The 20,814-nt window shown below is 48.7% G+C and carries 16 protein-coding genes; 13 read left to right on the forward strand and 3 right to left on the reverse strand.

Features of this window, described 5'->3' with window-relative positions; translation table 11 throughout:
- Positions 1–56: 56 nt before the first annotated feature.
- From KK062_RS26545 to KK062_RS26570, 6 genes are all read left to right on the forward strand, one after another.
- Positions 57–983: a DUF6268 family outer membrane beta-barrel protein gene (locus KK062_RS26545; RefSeq protein WP_254087412.1), complete on the forward strand. Its 927-nt coding sequence runs from the start codon at positions 57–59 to the stop codon at positions 981–983.
- The gene (locus KK062_RS26550) at positions 980–1,855 is read left to right on the forward strand and encodes a lysophospholipid acyltransferase family protein (protein WP_254087413.1); all 876 of its coding nucleotides are present in this window, start codon (positions 980–982) and stop codon (positions 1,853–1,855) included. The genes KK062_RS26545 and KK062_RS26550 overlap by 4 nt, the downstream gene beginning before the upstream one ends.
- Before the next feature lie 355 nt (positions 1,856–2,210).
- Complete coding sequence (locus tag KK062_RS26555) at positions 2,211–3,461, forward strand: RNA polymerase sigma factor (protein WP_254087414.1); 1,251 nt, start codon at positions 2,211–2,213, stop codon at positions 3,459–3,461.
- Between the two features lie 106 nt (positions 3,462–3,567).
- Positions 3,568–4,176 carry a dihydrofolate reductase family protein gene (locus KK062_RS26560; RefSeq protein WP_254087415.1) on the forward strand — a complete coding sequence of 203 codons (609 nt, stop codon included), beginning with the start codon at positions 3,568–3,570 and terminating at the stop codon, positions 4,174–4,176.
- Positions 4,177–4,186: 10 nt separating this feature from the next.
- Complete coding sequence (locus KK062_RS26565) at positions 4,187–4,582, forward strand: YciI family protein (protein WP_262899323.1); 396 nt, start codon at positions 4,187–4,189, stop codon at positions 4,580–4,582.
- A 256-nt stretch (positions 4,583–4,838) separates the two neighbouring features.
- Positions 4,839–5,543: a hypothetical protein gene (locus KK062_RS26570; RefSeq protein ID WP_254087417.1), complete on the forward strand. Its 705-nt coding sequence runs from the start codon at positions 4,839–4,841 to the stop codon at positions 5,541–5,543.
- Here the strand turns inward: KK062_RS26570 and KK062_RS26575 are convergent.
- Positions 5,520–6,098 carry an RNA polymerase sigma-70 factor gene (locus tag KK062_RS26575; RefSeq protein WP_254087418.1) on the reverse strand — a complete coding sequence of 193 codons (579 nt, stop codon included), beginning with the start codon at positions 6,096–6,098 and terminating at the stop codon, positions 5,520–5,522. The two genes, KK062_RS26570 and KK062_RS26575, sit on opposite strands and share 24 nt — an antisense overlap.
- Positions 6,099–6,231: 133 nt before the next feature.
- On the opposite strand from KK062_RS26575, the gene KK062_RS26580 reads away from it, so the two are divergent.
- The 5 genes from KK062_RS26580 (at position 6,232) to KK062_RS26600 (ending at position 15,150) form a co-directional block, all read left to right on the forward strand.
- Entirely contained in the window at positions 6,232–7,263 is a 1,032-nt protein-coding gene (locus tag KK062_RS26580; protein ID WP_254087419.1) for a FecR family protein, read from the forward strand.
- A gap of 146 nt (positions 7,264–7,409) precedes the next feature.
- A complete protein-coding gene (locus KK062_RS26585) occupies positions 7,410–10,850 on the forward strand; it encodes a SusC/RagA family TonB-linked outer membrane protein (RefSeq protein WP_254087420.1) in 3,441 nt (1,146 codons plus the stop codon).
- Between the two features lie 10 nt (positions 10,851–10,860).
- On the forward strand, positions 10,861–12,756 hold the full coding sequence (locus KK062_RS26590) for a RagB/SusD family nutrient uptake outer membrane protein (RefSeq protein WP_254087421.1): 1,896 nt from the start codon (positions 10,861–10,863) through the stop codon (positions 12,754–12,756).
- Positions 12,757–12,800: 44 nt separating this feature from the next.
- Positions 12,801–13,982 carry a DUF5000 domain-containing lipoprotein gene (locus KK062_RS26595; RefSeq protein ID WP_254087422.1) on the forward strand — a complete coding sequence of 394 codons (1,182 nt, stop codon included), beginning with the start codon at positions 12,801–12,803 and terminating at the stop codon, positions 13,980–13,982.
- A gap of 4 nt (positions 13,983–13,986) precedes the next feature.
- Positions 13,987–15,150, forward strand: coding sequence for a DUF4998 domain-containing protein (locus KK062_RS26600; protein ID WP_254087423.1), 1,164 nt, complete (start codon positions 13,987–13,989; stop codon positions 15,148–15,150).
- A gap of 16 nt (positions 15,151–15,166) precedes the next feature.
- Here KK062_RS26600 and KK062_RS26605 read toward each other — a convergent pair whose 3' ends face one another.
- Positions 15,167–16,381, reverse strand: coding sequence for an FG-GAP repeat domain-containing protein (locus KK062_RS26605; protein ID WP_254087424.1), 1,215 nt, complete (start codon positions 16,379–16,381; stop codon positions 15,167–15,169).
- Between the two features lie 110 nt (positions 16,382–16,491).
- Positions 16,492–18,882, reverse strand: coding sequence for an RICIN domain-containing protein (locus KK062_RS26610; protein WP_254087425.1), 2,391 nt, complete (start codon positions 18,880–18,882; stop codon positions 16,492–16,494).
- Between the two features lie 311 nt (positions 18,883–19,193).
- Between KK062_RS26610 and KK062_RS26615 the strand changes: the two genes are divergently transcribed.
- A complete protein-coding gene (locus KK062_RS26615; protein WP_254087426.1) occupies positions 19,194–19,790 on the forward strand; it encodes an RNA polymerase sigma factor in 597 nt (198 codons plus the stop codon).
- A gap of 162 nt (positions 19,791–19,952) precedes the next feature.
- Positions 19,953–20,768, forward strand: coding sequence for a prolipoprotein diacylglyceryl transferase (gene lgt / locus KK062_RS26620; RefSeq protein WP_262899324.1), 816 nt, complete (start codon positions 19,953–19,955; stop codon positions 20,766–20,768).
- Positions 20,769–20,814 lie beyond the last annotated feature (46 nt).

Below are 20,814 nucleotides of genomic sequence, written 5' to 3' on the forward strand. Positions count from 1 at the left end.
TTCATTCTCTATTCTTTTGTTCAAAATCAGCGCACGTAATAAAAATCTAAAATCACATGAAGTTAACATCATTATTCCTGGGCACATTGGCAACACTCTTATGTCTGGAAGGAAAAGCGCAGACAGTATCTTTTAAAACAGAATACATGGGAAGTTCTGGCTACTATTATCTGCCCCCGGGCGACAAACCAAAAGAAAAAATCGGCAATGCCAAAGGCTCCGCCATGGTTTACCAGGGGTCGCTCAATATACCACTATCTATGAAGTTAAATAACAACAAACGGCCGACTGCCTGGGGCATCGGCTTCGGCGGGGCATATGTTTCGTTGAAAAATAAAAACTTCACGGAATCCATGGTTTCCGAAATTATGAATATCCAATTGGGCATTTATCACCTGCGTCCGTTGAATGACAAATGGTCAATGAAGGCAAGCCTTGGGATGGGCATATTTGCTCCCTCGACTGATTTTTCCAAAATCAGTTTCAAAAATGTGCTGGGAAGCGGAGGCGTTGTCTTCATCCGCCACTTGAAACCTAACCTGGATATTGGGGGAGGTGTGTCTATAAATAGCTCTTTAGGATATCCCATGATATTTCCCGCAGTGTACGTTAACTGGAAGCTTAAAGGAAAATTCGATGTAAATCTTGAGCTGGTCGAAGGTTTGGAAGTATCGGCAGGGTATGGTTTCAGTGATATGTTCAAACTATCGTATGCAATTGAAATGAACGGGCAGGCCGCCTTGTTAAAAGAGGACGGCAAAGACGTAATATTCTCCCATCAATATATCGTTACGGGATTTCGTCCAGAAGTAAAGTTCGGCAAATCAGGGTTATCAATGACCGGTATGGCAGGACTAAACTTATACCGTCCTGCTTCTTACAGCGATAGGACGCTAAAAGGGGTATTCGCATCAGATAATGATTATTATTTCTCCGTCTCCCCGTATATCTCACTTGGTTTGAAAATGAAATTTAAACAATGAAAGTAAGACAAGCCCTGGAGATTGTCGCATATCGAAGTGTTTACGCTGCAACGTACATTCTAAGCCTGCTACCAATGACATTCTTATATGCGATGGCGTCTTTTACTTTTTTCCTTGCTTACTACATTATTGGATACAGAAAAGAAGTAGTAATTCAAAACGTCGCACGGTCCTTTCCAGATAAACAATACGGCGAAGTTCATGCGATTATAAAAAAGTTCTACGCTTGCTTTGCAGCGTATTTTGCCGAGATCATAAAAAGCATCTCCGTTCCTGCGGAGGTGCTCGATAAGAAACTGACGTTCGAGAATTTGGAATTGATAAATCGACACACAGACTCAGGACGAAATGTCATTGCCTGCCTGGGACATTGTGGAAACTGGGAAATGATCAACTTCATCCCCTATAAAATTCATCAGGAGGCATACGCCGTTTACAAGCCTCTTGAATCGGAAACAATGAACAAGCTGATGATCAAACTTCGGTCTCGTTTCGGATTGAAGTTAATACCTGACACAAAAGTTATAGGCCATATTCTATCTAAAACATCACCCCCTTGCGTCTATCTGTTTCTAACGGACCAATATCCTCCTATAAAGGAGGAAAAATATAAGTTTACGTTATTAAACCAGGAAACATACGTTTTTTCTGGCATGGAAAAATCGGCACGTACAAGTGGAGCGGCAGTCATTTACCTTCATATTACACAACTTTCCAAAGGGAGTTACAAGATAACCTGCATACCAGTATGCGTTAGCGCAGAATCCACGAATGATGGCGAAATAACGCAAAAGTATGTAGACTTTTTAACAGAGAATATCAAAGAAGAACCGTACGGTTGGCTATGGACGCATAAACGATGGAAAGGTTAACAATGGTCTACTCAGCTCCCAACCATTGTTTCGCACATCGACGTAGCTTGATTGGCCGAAGGCCTCGGAACTGTACAGCGGGGCCCAGCAGATCGACCAGCCCACCCGTATTTTTGAATTTTCCAAAAGCCGTACAGACCGATTGACAACACTATGAATGGCACCAGGAATGGCAACATGCTAACATCGATAGGCGGGAACATGACTTCATCGAAAAATATCGTTTTGTAAATATATGCCTTGTTCGGATATTGGATATGAAGTTTTAAACTGTTAGTGAGGTGGTGAGGTAACTCCCAGATACTCTTCGCCCCAGTCGCAATTCAGTTGAATGTCTAAGGCGAACAAACGACCAATGCAATATTCTCCGGAACATATTTCTCAACTTGTCGGTGAAATTTATCGAAATAAGTCGCGCGCAGTGTTTGCCACATTGGTCCGCTTGATTAAAGACTTTGACCTCGCCGAAGATGCCATGCACGACGCTTTTAAGACGGCGCTTGAACAATGGGGCAAAAAAGGCGTTCCGTCGAATCCGCTGGCGTGGCTCGTTTCCACTGGGCGGTTTAAAGCAATCGACCGAATCCGGCGCGAATCAAAATTCGACCCCCTGCAAGAGCAGCAAGTCTGGCAAATGGATGCTGAGGCCATTGATCCTTCCAGACTGGTCGACAAAGCTATTGAAGATGATGTGCTTCGGCTGATCTTCACCTGCTGTCATCCCGCGCTGTCGCTCGATGCACGCACGGCCATGATCATGCGTGAAGTGTGTGATCTGACCACCGAAGCGATCGCTAGCGCGTTTCTTATTACGCCATCCACCATGGCCCAACGAATTGTTCGCGCCAAGGCCCAAATTCGGGAGGCAAAAATACCGTTTGAGGTGCCGCCCGGACATGAATTGCCCGCCCGGCTCGAGACCGTACTCCAGGTGATTTACCTTGTGTTTAACGAAGGCTATTATGCCTCATCCGGCAAGTCGGTAACCCGTGTCGACCTATCAGGCGAAGCTATCCGGCTTGGGCGCCTACTGTACATTTTGCTGCCTGATCCCGAGGTCGCAGGATTGCTTGGCCTCATGCTACTGCACGAATCCCGCCGACCGGCCCGCACTTCATCAAAGGGAGATCTCATTCTTTTGGAAGACCAGGATCGATCGCGTTGGAATCGCGATATGATTGAAGAGGGGTTGACGCTGGTAGAACAGGCATTTTCATCCAAACCACCAGGCCCCTATGCGCTACAAGCGGCCATCGCGGCCCTACATGCCGAAGCAGCGCGGCCCGATGCTACGGACTGGAGACAGATTACCGGGCTGTATAGCCTGCTGCTGCGCATAAGCCCATCTCCTATCATTGAATTAAACCGTGCTATCGCCATAGCCATGCTTAAGGGTCCTGAAGCAGGATTGCGGCAGATTGATGCGATCCTCGAGCGCGGTGACTTAAACAGCTATCATTTGGCACACTCCGCACGGGCGGAACTGTGCCGGAAAACAGGCCGTACAGACCAGGCGAAGGCCTCATGGGAACGTGCCCTCGCCCTGGCACAACAAGACCCGGAACGGCGGTTTATAGAACGAAAGCTTAGCGAACTGGGAACGTAATTCCCGACCGTGTAAAAAATCTCAAATATGTTTGTCGATTTTGTCGTCGGCCATTCGACTACCGAATGAAAAGAAAATTAGATCACCATAAAACAAATAATGGATCATGGCTGAAAACAAAAAGAACATCGAAAAAGACAATCAAATGAGAAAATTGGTACTATTCATGCATATATCCCTCGATGGGTTTGCAGCAGACCCGAACCGCGGACTGGATTTTCTTACCTATGATAAAGAGCTGGAGCAATACGCCGATGAACTGGTTAAGACAGTAGGTTCACCGGTATATGGACGAACCACCTACCAGTTGATGGAAAGCTACTGGCCAACCGTTTTGAAAAAACCCGATGCCGACAAGCATGCGCTGGAACATGCCCAATGGGTTGAAAACGTACCTAAAATTGTGTTTTCAAAAACCCTGACCGAAGTAACCTGGAACAATACCCGACTCATAAAAGACAATATTGCCGAAGAAGTGAAAAAACTGAAACAACAGCCCGGAAAAGACCTGGCTATATTTGGCAGTCCCGGCCTGGCGGCTACCCTTATGAACCTGGGCCTGATCGACGAATACAAACTGACGGTACACCCCATTATATTGGGCAGCGGCATCAGCGTGTTCACCAACAATACCACAAAAAGTCTCCTGAAATTAGTAAACTCAAAAACCCTGAAATCAGGCGTTGTTACACTGCACTATACAACTACCCATTAATGTGAACCCTATGAAATACATCTGTCTTGGATATATGAATGAAGAAGTTTGGGAAACACTATCCGAAAACGAACGGAACACCTTTATGGACGAGTGTTTCAGCTATGATAAGGAGCTTCGCGAGAATGGCCACTTCGCAGGTGGCGAGGGCCTGCAGGAAGCCCGGAATGCTGCCACATTGAGATGGCGCAGTGGCAAGGTCTCCGTGACCGATGGCCCCTTCGCCGAAAGCAAAGAACAGATCGGTGGCATCATGATACTGGAAGCCACCGATCTGAATCATGCTGTCCGCCTGCTGTCAAAGCATCCCTCTCTCCGGCTGGGACGCGGAGGTAATAGTTGGGAAATCCGGCCGGCTGTCGACCTGACACCCTTTATGGAAGAGAGCAGTCGGCGAAAGTCATGACTTTTAACGTAACTTTACCTATTTCCATGCTCAACATAAAATCTCCAGTATAAATTTAATAGCGTTCAATAAGCAAATGCCCAGTCGAAAGTTATGGCGTTATGGTCATGTAGGAATACTGCTGATCAGCATCCTGTCTTGCTCAAAAACACGCGAAGACATTCAATGTGACACGTACTCCACAACTGAATTTGGAAGTAGCGCGGCTAGCAAGCCATTGTTTCCATATCTCGCCAGGTGGGTGAATTGGCAGTCTATGGAAGGCCAGGTACCTGTCGCTCAGCGAAGACAATTTATGGATACTGTTTACTGGCACAACTCCATGTACGGACCCATAGACGGAAATGCTGATTATACCCACGTGTTTGATATGAACGCTGACGGTGCTACCGACTATGTTTACTCCGGTCCCGGGCCGGGATTTGATACCAAAGAAATGATAGCCGTCTTTAAGATAAATAACATGGCGTTTTCCGTATTAGGATCGTTGAAGTCAATGGACTTCGAAAGCCGCGTTCTAAAAAGGCTATATTTTGAGCGCACGATCGAGACAGACTCCGCAAATGTTACACAGCAGATTTCCTACGAAATCGACTACAACAATAAAAAGCCAACGTTAAGGAAATTCTTCCAGAGTGAAATGTCCGACACCACTGAGTTGCCAACATCACTATATGAAAAGTATCCGGTCAGAACATTTTGCAGTGATTCCATTATTTTCAGTTCGCGACCGCAGGCTATAGACGCGACTCACAGCCAATTCATAACAACCAGGCGGGGACTGGTTCTTGGAGAAAAAATTGATTCCAATAACAAAAAGTGGCTGTTCATTGCTATTACATCAACGGGAGAAGCCATGGGAAGTGGCGACAACATATATCAGGTTGGGTGGACACCTGAAACAAGACGGAATGATCGTAAAATTCTCGCTCAGGCCTTAGAGATGGAACGCGACCAATAGCAGCAGGGTAAAATCCTTGAGCGCCAGCCGTATGACCTTGAGCGATTTGGTCAGATGATACTCGATCGCTTTCTCGGACAGATTGAGTCTTTCGGCGATCTCCCGGTTGGGAACTCCCTCCAGGCGGCTGAGGCGAAACACGCTTCTGGATTTCTCCGGCAGTGTCTCCACGCAGGTTTCCACAGCTTGCATCAATTCGTTGAATTCCACCTCGCGGCGTGTGGACTCTTCCTGCTGCGGGATAAACGCTTTGTAGTAATCCCAATATTTTTTTCGCACCAGCTGCGCCTCAATATAGTTGATCGATTTATTCCGGAGACAGGTGAAGATGAATGCATCGACATTGCTGATGGACAAGGTGGCGCGTTTGTCCCAGAGGGTAGTAAAAAGATCTTGAACGATCTCCTCCGTGACGGACTGCGAGCGCACTTTGGAATAGGTGATGTGATACGCCTTTTTCCAATAGCGGCGGACAAATTCAGAGAAGGCCTGTGCGTCATCATTTCGTATGGCGCTCAAGAGTTGCTCATCACTATAGGTCTCGCATGCGTTCAACAGAACAGTTTTAGGTTAATACAATGTTACCATACCCGGTTTAAAAAACCAAGCTTCGATTGCACAACCGATTGATTTTACATTTTTTTCAAAAAGAGTTTAGGAATTGCCGCTGGTTCCCTGTCTACCAGTTATGACGCAAGAAGAATTCCGTTACTTATTAAAGAAATACAAGACCGGGGTTGCCACCTCTGCCGAGCGTGAGCTGATCGAGCAATGGTACGACACCCTGGGCCGGGGGGAGCTCACGCACATGAGCCCCGATGAGGAACTGGCCCTGGAAAAGCAGTTTCGGGCACACATCGATCACTATATAGCTACTGCTGCAAAAACCGGGAAACAGCGCTTCCTGGGCTTCTGGCAGACTGCGGCAATCGCCGCCAGCCTTTTACTGGTGTGTGTTTTCCTTGCCTATTTCTATTCACCGGGATCGATACCAGAGCAGGTAACAACCATACCGGTGCGTTCGGCAGAAGATGCTGACGAACTGGTGACCGTGGCTGCCACCGAACTGCGCCGTGTGCAACTTACAGATGGCAGTACAGTAACACTCCAGCCCGGCAGCACACTTAGCTATGATGCACACAACTATAACGATACCCGACGGGAGATCTTTCTGCAAGGCGAAGGCTTCTTTGAAGTGGCGCGCGATGCGCAAAGACCCTTTTATGTATTTACAGGCGAAGTGGCTACCAGGGTGCTGGGTACTTCCTTTACAGTAAAGACCGTCGGTTCCAAGGGGGAGATTATCGTAGCGGTTAACACCGGGCGGGTAGCGGTTGCCACAAGGCAGCGCGAGCTGTTCGGGCTCAAAGCATCCTATCAACAGGAAGCCGTACTGACACCCAATCAACAGGCGGTTTTTAATATCGATAAAAAACTACTTTCTACGGGGCTGGTCGATGCACCGCAGGTGATCTCTCCAGAGACAACGCCCGAGCAAATGGCGTTCGACGATATAGCACTCGCCGAGATACTGGAAGATCTGGAGCAGGCGTATCAGGTCGATATCGTGTTCGACCCCGAGCGGATCAGCGCATGCTTTGTCACTGCCAAATTTGACAAGGAAAACCTCTTTGAACGTCTTGACATCATCTGCAAGGCCGCCGGAGCACATTACGTCGTGTCGGGCGCTCAGATTATCATATCCAATAAAATGCCTTAGCCTATGCACATCGTGTAAGCCACCCGCTATAAAAAAATGAAGCTGCTGATGATTGCACCATCAGCAGCTCGTTGTACCCGCCAGCATCCCAGGGATGCAGGACAGATTTGTTTTTGCCTTTTGTCAACAAAAACCTCGGTTAAGATATGAAAAAACCTATACCTATTCACGATGCACTATTTAAAATCATGCGAATCACGGTAGTACAGATCATACTCGCCGCCGTATGTTCCATCTCCAGTTACGGCTTCGAATCGTTCAGCCAGGGTGTGCTGGACAATACGATCTCCCTGGAGGTCGAAGATATGAGCATCAAAACCGTTCTCAATGAAATTGAGAAGAAAGTGCCTGTCAAGTTCGCATACCGCCTGCGGTTGTTTGAAGGCCGGGACCACATTTCGGTTTCGTTTCAGAACACAGCCCTGCGCGACGTGCTCAACCACCTGGTGGGAACCAACGTCAGCTATGAGGTCGTCGGAGATCAGATCGTCTTTGCCCCCGCAAGCACCTTTACCACCGATATAGGCGTTCCCAAAACCCTGACCGGGATCATTACAGACGAGACGGACGTACCCATGCCCGGCGTGAGCGTATTGGTAAAAGGTACGAATATCGGCACCACGACAAATGTAGAAGGTGAATTTGCGCTGGAAGCAGCGGATGCAGACGTGCTAACCATCACCTTCATCGGATATATAAAACAGGAAGTCACCGTTGGCGCGCAGACCCGTATAAGGGTAAGGCTGATGCCCGACGTTCAATCGCTGGGAGAAGTAGTGGTCGTGGCCTTTGGCGAACAGAAAAAGCAGGATGTCATCGGCTCTGTAACCACCGTCAGGCCGTCAGAACTGAAAGTACCGTCCAGCAACCTGACGACAGCGCTCGCCGGCCGTGTAGCCGGTGTTATCGCCTACCAACGCAGCGGCGAGCCCGGCCAGGACAATGCCGACTTCTTCATCCGCGGCGTTACTTCGTTTGGATATAAAAAGGATCCGCTCATCCTGATCGATGGGGTGGAGCTCACCACCCAGGACCTGGCGCGGTTGCAGCCCGACGATATCGAAAGCTTCTCTATTTTGAAAGACGCTACCGCCTCAGCACTCTACGGCACCCGTGCTGCCAATGGAGTGATCCTCGTCAAGACCAAGGAAGGAAAAACAGGCACGCCCATTGTCAAGCTCCGCCTGGAGAATTCCATCTCCACGCCCACACGCAATGTGCAGCTGGCCGACCCGGTAACCTATATGAGGCTGCAAAACGAAGCTGTGCTCACCAGAGACCCGCTGCAGCCTCTGCCCTATTCGCAAGATCAGATCGACAATACCATACCGGGATCAGGTTCAATGATCTATCCTGCAACCGACTGGCGCAAGGAGCTGATGAAAGACTACACCATGAACCAGCGCGCCAACCTGAACGTGAGCGGCGGTGGGCCGGCAGCACGCTACTATGTGGCCGGCGCATTTACGCAGGATAACGGCATTCTCAAAGTGGACAGGCGAAACAACTTCAACAGCAACATCAAGCTGCAAACCTACTCCCTGCGCTCGAATGTAAACGTAAACCTGTCCAGGACCACAGAGCTGATTATACGTCTGAGCGGCGCTTTTGACGAATACAAGGGTCCGGTATATGGGGGCGCTGAGATGTACAGAAGGGTCATGCGGGCCAACCCCGTGAGGTTCCCCGCCTACTACCCGAAAGACGATGAACACATTCACGTGAAGCACATCATGTTCGGAAACTATGATGCAGGAAACTATACAAACCCCTACGCCGACCTGGTGAGAGGTTACAAGGAGATGTCACGCTCTAACATGATCGCCCAGTTCGAGATCAAGCAGGACCTGTCGTCGCTCATCAAAGGATTGACCTTCAACACCATGGCGAATACATCACGCTATACCTATTTCGATGTGAACCGCTTTTACAATCCCTTCTGGTATCAGATGCAGAATTATGATACCCGATCGGAAGAGTATAACGTGGGCGTGATCAATCCCAATGGCGGCACCGAATACCTGGGTTACTTTGAAGGGCCCAAAACCGTCAACTCGGTGCTTTACCTGCAATCCACTTTGAACTACAACCATCAGTTTGGAGGAAAACATAACGTAAACGGTCTGTTGGTATACATTATGCGCGAGGCTCAAAACGCCAACGCCGGTGATCTGCAGGCTTCGCTTCCCTTCCGAAACCTGGGACTATCAGGAAGAGCCACCTATTCGTATGACAACCGCTACTTCACCGAATTCAACTTTGGTTATAATGGTACGGAGCGTTTTTATAAATCAAAACGTTTTGGATTCTTTCCTTCGGCCGGCGTGGCCTGGACGGTGTCTAACGAAAAGTTCTTCGAACCGCTCAGGGAAACCGTCAATAACCTGAGGTTCCGTGCTACGTATGGCCTGGTGGGCAACGACGCAATCGGCAATGAAAGAGATCGCTTTTTATACCTCTCCAACGTCAATATGGACGCAACCAACCGTACCGCCACCTTCGGCAGAGATTTCACTTATACCCGCAACGGCATTTCCGTCTCGCGTTATTCCGACCCTACCATCACCTGGGAAACAGCCCATAAAGCGAACTACGCGATAGAGATCGGACTGTTCGAAAACGTCAACTTCATAGGGGAATACTACACCGAGAAACGCAATAATATACTAATGACCCGTATGGGCACTCCCGCCACGATGGGTCTGGAGTCACAGCCTCAGGCCAACGTCGGTAAGGCCGAAGCCAGTGGTGTAGACCTTTCGCTTGATTTCAGCCGTAACTTCCGCAGAGATTTCTGGATTCAGGGCCGGGTGAATTTTACCTACGCCACCAGTAAATACATAGCCTATGAAGAACCTCTGTACGAAAATGAGCCATGGAAATCTCATGTAGGCTATCCGCTGTCTCAGCAGTGGGGGCTCATTGCAGAACGTCTTTTCGTAGACGACTATGAGGCTTCCAATTCACCGAAGCAGAACTTTGGTGAATATGGCGGTGGTGACATCAAGTTCAGAGATGTGAACGGCGATGGACAGATCACCGGACTCGATCAGGTGCCAATCGGATTTCCCGACCGACCGGAGATTGTCTACGGCTTCGGCTTCTCTGTAGGGTACAAGCAGTTTGACTTCTCCACGTTCTTCCAGGGCTTGGGTCGCGAGACGTTCTGGATAGATGCCGGCGCTACGGCTCCCTTCATCGACTACGATCCGAATGACACCTACGGTGAGGTGGGAAATACGCAACTGCTGAAAGCGTACGCGGATGACCATTGGTCAGAAGAGAACAGAAACCTGTACGCGCTCTGGCCACGCCTGAGCCCTACGCTGAGCGGCAACAACACGCAGCGGAGCACCTGGTTTATGCGCAACGGTGCCTTCCTGAGATTGAAACAAGTGGAACTTGGATATACGGTTTCTGACGAAAGGCTCAATAAAGTGAGATTGAAGAACCTGCGCATATACGTTAACGCCACCAACCTTTTATGCTGGTCGCAGTTCAAGCTCTGGGATATCGAAATGGCCGGAAATGGTCTCGGCTATCCCATACAGCGCGTAATCAACATGGGTCTGAATGTGACATTTTAATCTATCCGGAATGAGAATCCTAAAACCATTGATCATCGCTTCACTCGTAGCTATTTCCACTTCCTGTGGTGACTTCCTGGACATTGTGCCAGACAACATTGCCACAATAGACAACGCCTTCGCCATGCGCGCCACGGCGGAGAAATATCTGTTTACCTGCTACTCGTATATGCCCCAGCATGCCAGTCTTTCCGCCAACCCCGGATTTATATCGGCAGATGAATTCTGGTTCAGACAAAACTTTACCGATTTCGCCTCACCCGGCCGGCAGATTGCCCTGGGGAATCAAAACGTGGTCGATCCTTTTCTGAACTATTGGCAGGGTGAACAGGAAGGCAGAGACACCTTCGAAGGGATACGTCAGTGCAATATCTTTATTGAAAGCGTCGCGAAGGTGCCGGATTTGACCGAAGAAGAACGGAACCGGTGGATCGCGGAAGCCAAATTTCTGAAAGCTTACTATCACTTCTGGCTGTTCAGAATGTATGGTCCCATTCCGCTGATTAAGGAAAATCTGCCCGTATCCGTCCCTACCGAAGACGTGAAAGCAACAAGAGCAACGGTAGATGAATCTGTGGCCTACATCGTAAGCCTGCTGGACGAAGCCGCCGCATATCTGCCCGACCGAATCATTGACGAAACATCAGAGCTTGGACGCATCACCAAGCCCATCGCTTTATCCATCAAGGCGTATGTGCTCGTAACCGCAGCAAGCCCCTTATTCAACGGCAATGACGATTACAGTCAGTTTACAAACAAAGATGGAACACGGCTGTTCCCTGGCGGGGACGCCACCAAGTGGGTCGTCGCCGCCGATGCTTGTTTACAAGCAATACAGCTCTGCGAAGCCATGGGCAACAGGCTGTATTACTACAGCCAGAGCGTGCAGCAATATTCCGTGTCTGACACAATACGTACACAAATGAATATCCGTAACGCCGTTACTGCGAAATGGAACGCCGAGGTGATCTGGGCCAATACCTCCAGCCGGGCTGAAACTATTCAGCGACAGGCTACACCCCGGGGCCTCGATCCCGCCAAGAAATCCAATACCGATGCGCGTGGCAACCTGGCCGTGCCCATCAAAATGGTTGAACTGTTTTACACTGCGAACGGCGTGCCGATTACCGAAGATAAGAGCTGGAGCTATGACGCCCGGTTCGATCTGAGAGCCGCCACGATAGATGACCGGTTTTATGTAAAACAAGACTATACGACGGCCCAGATGCATTTCAACCGCGAGCCGCGCTTCTATGCCTCGCTGGGATTCGATGGCGCCGTATGGTATGGACACGGCAAATACAACGATAAAGATCCCTGGATCATTCAAGCCAAGAAGACACAAGTGCATAATTATGCCACGCAGGATTCTTATTCGGTAACGGGCTACTGGCCCAAAAAACTGGTCAACATCGCCAGCCTGATCAACGACAGCGGCTATACACTGGAGGTATACCCCTGGCCGGTTTTGCGTCTGGCCGATCTGTATCTATTATACGCCGAAGCATTGAATGAAGTCGACAGAGGCGCGGAGGCGATCCCCTATCTTGACCGTATACGCGAAAGGGCCGGCCTACCCGGCGTGATCGACGCGTGGACGAACCATGCCATAGATCCCAACAAACCCAATGATAAGGAAGGATTACGCAAGATCATTCAACAAGAAAGAACCATCGAGCTGATGTTCGAGGGACAACGCTTCTGGGACCTGCGCAGATGGAAAACAGCCATCGTCGAGTTGAACAAACCAATAACCGGATGGGACATCGAGCAGGAAACCGCAGAAAACTATTATCGCGAGAAGCACCTCTACAAACAGGTATTCAGAACACGCGATTATCTGTGGCCGATCAAAGAGAACGAGCTGCTCACCAACCGCAAAGTAGTACAAACCTATGGATGGTGATATACGCTGGATGTCGTACGCTAAATGACCATGCAATGAAACTCATGAAGAACATACTGACCTATGCCTCTCTGCTACTCGCAACGGCCTGCAGTGACGAACGAGTAATATCACCCCTGAACGGAAACGACGGCGCGCCGGGCCCTGTAAGCATTACGAACGTAGAGAGTCTTGCCGGGGGTGCTAAAATCACGTATAACCTGCCCGAGAGCGAAAACCTGCTATACGTAAAGGCCGTCTTTACAGTCCGCGAAGGACTCACGCGTGAGGTGAAGTCTTCCTTCTATGTCAATAATCTGACGGTAGAAGGATTTCCCAACGCCGACGATTACGAGGTAACCTTGTACGCTGTGAGCCGCGGTGAAATCATGTCGGAACCGGTAACCGTAAGCGTCAGCCCGCTTACGCCCCCTGTTCAAGAGGTCTTTCAAACCCTGGCCATCAAGGAAACGTATGGCGGCCTGAGCCTCTCCTTTCAGAACAGCGGCGAAGCGGCGGTGTCTATTACCGTGATAACCCCCAGTGAGAATGGTGAAGTACGGCCGGTGGAAACCTTCTATAGCAAATCCAAAGCGGCTACCTTTTATTCACGGGGCTTTGAACCTGTCACACGCACCTTCGGGATCTATGTCAAGGACCGCTGGGGCAATGTATCCGACACGATCACGAAGGAGCTGACTCCCATCTACGAAGAATTGCTGGACAAGAAGAAATTTCAGGCACTCAAAACGCTGGGCGGCGATAACACAGCGCCACACTTCACGCAGTGGAGTATGGAGAAAATGTGGGATGACACCTGGAACAACAGGGATAATATATTCCAGACCGTTATAGGCAGTGGCATTCCCAGTAGCTTTACCATCAACCTGGGTGTAAAAGCGCACTTGAGCCGCTATAAATTGTATCACAGAGCGGGTGAAAATATCTACTCCGGCGCCGCCGTAAAGATTTGGGAGGTCTGGGGTAGTAACGAGCCCGACAAAGATGGCGGATGGGTGAACTGGACCAGGATCACGGACTGCAGTTCATTCAAACCTTCTGACGCCGCGTTAGGTACGTATACCAACGAAGACGTGCAGTACGGCATTATCAACGGCGAGGACTTCAACTTTCCCGACGATCTGCCGGCGTATCAGTATCTCCGATTTAAGATTACCCAAACCTGGGGGCAAACCGATTACCTACACATATCAGAATTAACATTCTGGGGCCAGGTTGCCCAATAGACTCATGAATGACAATTTTAAAGTAAACCACAACGTCATGAACCGTCACATACTTCTTTTTATCCTGCCGGCAATCATTGTCTGGATCGCCTCGTGTGGAGAAATGGACGAGCACTATAAAGAATTCCTGGAAGGCGGCGAGAAAATATATCCCGCCAAGGCAGACTCCGCCAAGGTACACCCCGGCAGACACCGTCTGCAGTTAACCTGGCTCGTCCTGGCCGACCCGAAAGTGAAACGCGCGAAAGTATACTGGAACAACCGGAAAGACTCGATAGCGGTAGAAATCAAGAAGACCTCGTCTGTCGATACCGTAAAAGTGATGCTGAATGATCTCGATGAATCGTCGTATGTATTCGAGATCATCGCCTACGATGACCAGGGTCACGCCTCCATGGTGACAGAAGTCGTCGGGAGCGCCTATGGGGATGACTACGAAAAGTCGCTCCTTCTCCGGCCAATACTCGAAGCAACCACATGGGAAAATCGCGGCACCGCGCGTTTCGGCTCGACCGGCCCGGAGGCCATCGGCACCCAGTTTGAATATGAAGATGAATACGGCACTCCTCAAACCTTATTTGTGCCCGCAGAAGAACTCAGAGCCAGGATGTCCAGCTTCAAAGAAGGAAGCGCGATGCGGCACAGAACCGTCTTTAAACCCGGTAAACTCGCCATCGACTCATTCTACACCAAGTGGCAGACGATTACGCCTGCGATACGCCCCGAAAAAATACCATACCCCAAAGGCGTATGGAGCGTGATCGGTTTTAGCTCGGAAGAGCCCTCCAATGACAGACAGGCAGCAAGGCTTATAGACGGGAATAACAAGACCTGGTGGATAGCACGTTACTCCACCAATGCTACATCGTATGCACAGGGCCACTGGGTAACGGTAGACATGAAATCTGAACACGATGTAGATGGTTTCGTGATACTGCAAAAGGAAGGCGACCGGAAAATCAAAGTTCTGGAGCTGCTCAGCAGCAATGACAAAGAGAACTGGGAAAGCCTGGGGAATTTCAACCTGCCCAACACACAAGGCGTGGAGCTGTATTTCGATCTGCCGGCCAGAAAATCATTCCGGTACTTCCAATTGAAACCCCTATCCGGTCATGATGCCAACCAACAACCCGGACTGGCAGAGATCTCAACATTCTATGTCGAATAATACAATAACCGACGCCCTACTTTTTCCCAAGTAATAAACGCACCTGCGATCCCCATCCACCAATCATCAAATCCAGGACCGCATCACCGTTTACATCCCCCACAGCAATACCCCAGCCACGACATACCGTTGTGGCTGGAATTGCTTGACTGGTTACATTCGTAAATATGCCTTTGCCATCATTTTGCAAAGCCTGCACCTGGGCCGCTTCGAAGGGAGGTGTTTTTATAGCACTCAGAATAATATCCGCGTAACCGTCATGATTAAAATCCACGATAGCACCCGAATAGCTGGATAGTTTCTGGGCGGGAATCCTTCTGGCAGTTTCGTCTTTAAAATTTCCCTTGCCATCATTTATCAGCAAGCGAGCCGTAGGATCTTTATCCCATGGACCACCGTTGTTGGTCAGGTTAACAAATAGAATATCCGCATGCCCGTCCCGGTTAGCATCAAACACCAACACATCGCGGGTGTGCAATGGCACCAGGAGCTCAAGATTCTCCGGGCGCTCCGTGAACTTGCCCTTGCCGTCGTTAAAAAATAACCGATTCGGCGGTACTTCATTACCTACTACCACATCCAATGTACGGTCACCATTCAGATCGGCCAGTTTTACTGCCTGGGTTTGGTCTTCAATCGCGGGCAGCCCACCAGTTGTATAGTCACTAAAGTAACCGGGTTTTTCAGGATCGTTGACCCATAAAAAATCCTGCGCGTTTGAACCAGAATTACCGACGATGATATCAGGCAATCCGTCGCCGTTCACATCACCTACGTCCAGGCCATTGGCCTCACTTTTAGCCGGCAGACGGTCGCTTACGTCAACAAACGTACCGTCGCCATTGCCTGTATAATACTCATGTGTTTGGTCGTCTTCCGCCGCAAAAATAATGTCGGCTATACCATCCTTATTAAAGTCGGCTATCCGTACATGCTCTGAATCGTGATTCCTCTCCGCAAAAGCGCCTTTCTTCCATGTAAATTTTCCTTTACCATCATTCAGGTATAAACGGTTGGGCTCCGATTCCAACGCCAGAATCGCATCCAGGTCATGATCGCCGTCGACATCCAGGAAAGCCACGTCCAGCGCATGCTCCCTACCATCCAGGGGTACGTGTGTTGCCGTAACATCTTTAAACCAGGCAGTTTCACTTTGTTGTGCCTGTACTGCCAATGGCACTACGCAAAACAGGCAATTGGTCAAACCTACTAGTAACAGATTTCTAAACATTTCGTCACCTTGTTAACCAGCCAAATATAATGTATTAAGCTTACCATTGTGCAAAACGCTTACCAGCCCTTGCGGCCGGCAAGCGTATGACTACAGATTATCATCAGGCACTACTTCACCAAATACTTCTCCGTCCATACATGCGTCTGATCCTGCATCCGTATCAAATACAACCCCGCTGAAACGGGTGGAATTAAAACCGACACCTTCGAATCCACAACCTTACGCCCGCCACTCATGATCATGCGTCCCTGATCACTGATCAGCGTCAGCTGCACATGATCTGATGGCTTGTTCAACGTAATGACCACTTCATTGCTTTGCCCGCTCCTGCCCGGATTAGGATAGATATGAGTAACCGGTTCTTCACCGCCACCACCCGTAACGCCAGTAGGCCTGATTAGCTTCCACATGCCACTACTCTGATTGAGGTTCTCCCATTGTTGCACATTCCCTCCATTTGCCGTACTGAATCCGGCCACCTCCAGCAATTTCCCACTGTGCTTCGCGATCAGTTTAAAAAAGCCATCGCCGGTAGAGACCGCAACAAACTGCTGATTGAAATAGTCGAAATAACTCCATTGCTGCACGTTGATCCCGTTATCCTTGCCATTCGAATTTACGTCAAGCGCTTTGCCGCTGTTTACGGCCGTGATCTTATACGCGCCATTGCCGGTATGCTCGAATAGGAATTGCTGGTTAGTAGCCTGCGTCACGCTCCATTGATGCACGTTGGCGCCGTCGTTGGTTGAGCCGGTACCACCCGAGATATCCATGTATAGACTACTGTTGCGATTTTGCAGCAGGTAAATTCCGCTGAGGGTTTGATCGCCCGTGGTACTGATGCGCAGCGAGGTCGCCCGGTCGTTCCAGTCCGCCAGCCAGCCCGTATTGGCCGTATAGACGCTGGAGGCCCCACTGAAGTTATCGCCGTCATATACCGTCACCGTAAAACCCTGTGCGACCTTTAACGACGTGACATCATTGTCGGCGATACCCTTCACCTGGAGCTGGGCACGTGTATAGTCACCGACGTCAAGTCCCCCCGCATAGCCGCCAAAGTTGATATCCTGATACACACTCACGGGTGCGCCAATGTAGGCGATCTTTATCGAAGAAATTCTGTCATTCCAATCCGCCAGCCACGTCGCATTGGCGGTGAACGTTTTGGAAGCGCCCGTAAAATTATCATTCTCATACACCGTGACGGAATATCCACCCGGAACGGTCATGGATGTTATGCCATTGTCCGTAACGCCCCTGGCCTGAAGCTGCGCCAGTGTGTACGTTCCCTCGGCCAACTGCGAATAAAATCCACTGTAATTGATGTCCTGATAGGCATGCACTTTCGTCATTCCTGCTAAAGATTCAAACAAGTGGACACCGCTTAGCTCCGTAGATAAATCGATCGTTCCACTCGGCATGGCCGACCATACCGGACTAATCAGGTAGTTCGATTTATTGACTGCATTATTCCATACTGAATTGCCCGTGTAGTTCAGTATCTGTAAGTAGCGATCTCTTTGGCCGCTTGTCAGATTGCCCTTACGAATAAGCTCAGAGAAATACTTCGCAAAGATGCCTTTGAACAACCCGCCATCGCCCTGACCAACTTCATTCAGGAAAAACACACCGCCATTATAGTTTCTGAAATTCATCATGAACTCGGCGGCTTTAATGGCATCGTCCAGATAGGATTGTGTACCCGTCACAATATTCAGTTCCAGGCTCGCAGCAATAAAAAGTCCGGAGTTGTAAGAAAATTGCCAGTCAGGGTCAAAATTACCGGGACTGTCCCAGATACCGCCGTTGGCGTTTAATAGATTGGCCTTCATCCAGGCATGGATATCTTTTGCCATCTGTAAATTGGCGGCATCGTTCTCCAGCTTATAAAGCCTGACAGCCAAAACAATGGCCGGGCTGTTGCCGATCGCATTGTTACAGGGAGTAGTGCAACCTTTCCGCCACGACATCTTTCCCCCACTGTATCCTGTTTTAATTTCAGTCCATATCTGATGAACCGCATCCAGATATTCTGGATCTTTGGTAGCGTTATACGCATTAAAACAGGCCAGGCCCAACCATTCCAAATCATCGTAGTAATCATTATGATACGTGCCGGCACCATATAAATTATATTTCCGGATGCCTGCCAAAATGCTTTTCATCCGGTCGCGATAAACGCTGTTGCGCGTCCGCTGATAGGCGTCAGCCATGGTTTCGAGCCCATGCGCCGTCACCCAATAGCCATAGCCATAGGGATCGTTGTCCGAAGCACTGTTGTGTTTGAAATAACTTCGGTCTGCCGACATGAAGATGTTAAACAAGCCGTTTTGCATGTTCTCGGCACGTGGGTCGTTTGCCTGCGCAAACAGATTGCAACTGCCGAACACAAAAATAAATACCGTAAGATTTTTTAGTAATACAAGTTTTTCTCTACCGCACATGCGCCAACCGAACTGTCGGGGCGCGCCCACAACACTCCATTCATTTTTTTTCATGGGAACTAAGGTTTTGGGTATTCTTAAAAATTGTCGTTCAATACCGGTTTACCGGCTCGAGTAAATGTGGGCCTCTCCAGCCAGGACCAAAAACGGTCCGCCGCCAAGCTTCCCCTACCATAAACTGATATCAATCATTCGGGTTTTGTGCTGACCGAGGATAACAGCACTGAAGCCGGATTGAAAAATTTCACAATCAAATCGCCTCTTTAAACGCCTTGCCAACCACTTCAACCTATAGTGCATAAAACGGCCTGGTTTTACTCGTCTAACCCTAAATATTATGTATTCTAGCTCCCTTACCGGCGAACATGGGGCAAATACAGCCCCCCCTGGAAAAAAATTCGCGAAGCTGTGACAATTCTTCAAAACACGCTACTAATGATCGAAAGATCATCGTACAGATGGAATTGAAACAGCAAAACTTTATCCGAATCATCCGCGAGAACCAGGGGATTATCAAAAGTCTTTGCAAAGCCTATTATGCCCGTTATGAAGACCAACGCGATGCTTACCAAGACATCATCCTGCAACTCTGGAAATCCTTTGACACCTTCCGCGGCGAGTCAAAAATCAGTACATGGATTTACAGCGTTAGTCTCAACACGTTGCTCACCAAAGTCCGGAACGAGAGAAACAAGATCATCACAGAGCCTTTACTACTCCCGGACCTGATTAATCCGCCGGCAATGGCGGATGATGATCGTGAGCTCCTGGGTATCGTGATTCAATCTTTAAAAGATGTGGACAAGGCTATCGTCATCTTATCTCTGGAAGGATACCAAAACAAGGAAATCTCCCTAATGCTGGACTTAACCCCCACTAACGTAAGTACCAGGCTGAATAGAATAACGACCGAACTAAAAGTAAAACTCAAAAACCATCGTCATGAATCTAAACAATCTTAAACCCGCATGGAAACAGTTTCTGCTCGTCAATTCCATGGAGCCACTAAATCGGGAAGAAATCTTATGTATTATAGAACAGACTGATCAACAGTCAATAATAAGATTACCTGGATACATGACAACCATCATATTTATCATTCTAACGACTTGCTGTCAAGGAGGATGAGTTCTTATGTAATTTGGGATATCGACCCAAGGATTTCCGCAGGTGTAGAGTTCTTAAGATGGTATGGATTCTGCTGGGCCATCGGGATGATGCTGGGATACCAGGTCATGCTCAAGATTTATAAGCTTGAAGCGCATGCGCAATCTGGCCTGGATAACCTCACAATTTATATAGTACTGGGGGTCATTATCGGAGCGCGCCTCGGGCACATTCTTTTTTATGACCCCATTTACTACCTGAACAATCCCATAGAGATTCTACCTATCCGCATAAAACCCAAATTCGAATTTATAGGATTTACGGGACTGGCAAGTCATGGAGGAGTCTTAGGTGCATTGTCGACAGTATATCTATATAGTAAAAAACACAAAAAAGATTTCTTGTGGACGCTGGACAGGTTAACCATAGCAGGATCATTACTTGGATGCTTCATAAGATTAGGTAATTTGATGAATTCCGAAATCATCGGAATACCCGCGCAAGCACCTTGGGCATTTGTGTTCATTCGTATCGATCAGGTTCCGCGACACCCTGCACAGCTCTATGAAGCTTTATTCTACCTAACAATTTCTTTAATTTTGTTTCTTTTATGGAAATCGGGGAAGACCCAAAATCACAAAGGTTTTCTCTTTGGACTTGGCTTGTCATTAATCTTCGCACAAAGATTCCTACTGGAATTTTTAAAAGAAAATCAGAAAGCGTTTGAACAAAATTGGCCGCTGAATATGGGACAAATACTAAGCTTACCCTTCGTCATAATCGGAATTTGTATTATGGTATGGAGTTTCAAAAAGTCAACTAGCCAAACCTAAGCAATGAATGGAAGGCGAGCGCAAAATAGAAAGGCCGCTCCAGTCT

The sequence above is a fragment of the Dawidia cretensis genome (genome assembly GCF_018598175.1).
GTDB classification, from domain to species: domain Bacteria; phylum Bacteroidota; class Bacteroidia; order Cytophagales; family Cyclobacteriaceae; genus Ohtaekwangia; species Ohtaekwangia cretensis.

Bases quoted from the DNA above. Each gene is read 5' to 3' on its own strand.
- KK062_RS26545 (WP_254087412.1), top strand. From the start codon at position 57: ATGAAGTTAACATCATTATTCCTGGGCACATTGGCAACACTCTTATGT.
- KK062_RS26550 (WP_254087413.1), top strand. From the start codon at position 980: ATGAAAGTAAGACAAGCCCTGGAGATTGTCGCATATCGAAGTGTTTAC.
- KK062_RS26555 (WP_254087414.1), top strand. From the start codon at position 2,211: ATGCAATATTCTCCGGAACATATTTCTCAACTTGTCGGTGAAATTTAT.
- KK062_RS26560 (WP_254087415.1), top strand. From the start codon at position 3,568: ATGGCTGAAAACAAAAAGAACATCGAAAAAGACAATCAAATGAGAAAA.
- KK062_RS26565 (WP_262899323.1), top strand. From the start codon at position 4,187: ATGAAATACATCTGTCTTGGATATATGAATGAAGAAGTTTGGGAAACA.
- KK062_RS26570 (WP_254087417.1), top strand. From the start codon at position 4,839: ATGGAAGGCCAGGTACCTGTCGCTCAGCGAAGACAATTTATGGATACT.
- KK062_RS26580 (WP_254087419.1), top strand. From the start codon at position 6,232: ATGACGCAAGAAGAATTCCGTTACTTATTAAAGAAATACAAGACCGGG.
- KK062_RS26585 (WP_254087420.1), top strand. From the start codon at position 7,410: ATGAAAAAACCTATACCTATTCACGATGCACTATTTAAAATCATGCGA.
- KK062_RS26590 (WP_254087421.1), top strand. From the start codon at position 10,861: ATGAGAATCCTAAAACCATTGATCATCGCTTCACTCGTAGCTATTTCC.
- KK062_RS26595 (WP_254087422.1), top strand. From the start codon at position 12,801: ATGAAGAACATACTGACCTATGCCTCTCTGCTACTCGCAACGGCCTGC.
- KK062_RS26600 (WP_254087423.1), top strand. From the start codon at position 13,987: ATGAATGACAATTTTAAAGTAAACCACAACGTCATGAACCGTCACATA.
- KK062_RS26605 (WP_254087424.1), bottom strand. From the start codon at position 16,381: ATGTTTAGAAATCTGTTACTAGTAGGTTTGACCAATTGCCTGTTTTGC.
- KK062_RS26610 (WP_254087425.1), bottom strand. From the start codon at position 18,882: ATGAAAAAAAATGAATGGAGTGTTGTGGGCGCGCCCCGACAGTTCGGT.
- KK062_RS26615 (WP_254087426.1), top strand. From the start codon at position 19,194: ATGGGGCAAATACAGCCCCCCCTGGAAAAAAATTCGCGAAGCTGTGAC.
- lgt (WP_262899324.1), top strand. From the start codon at position 19,953: ATGAGTTCTTATGTAATTTGGGATATCGACCCAAGGATTTCCGCAGGT.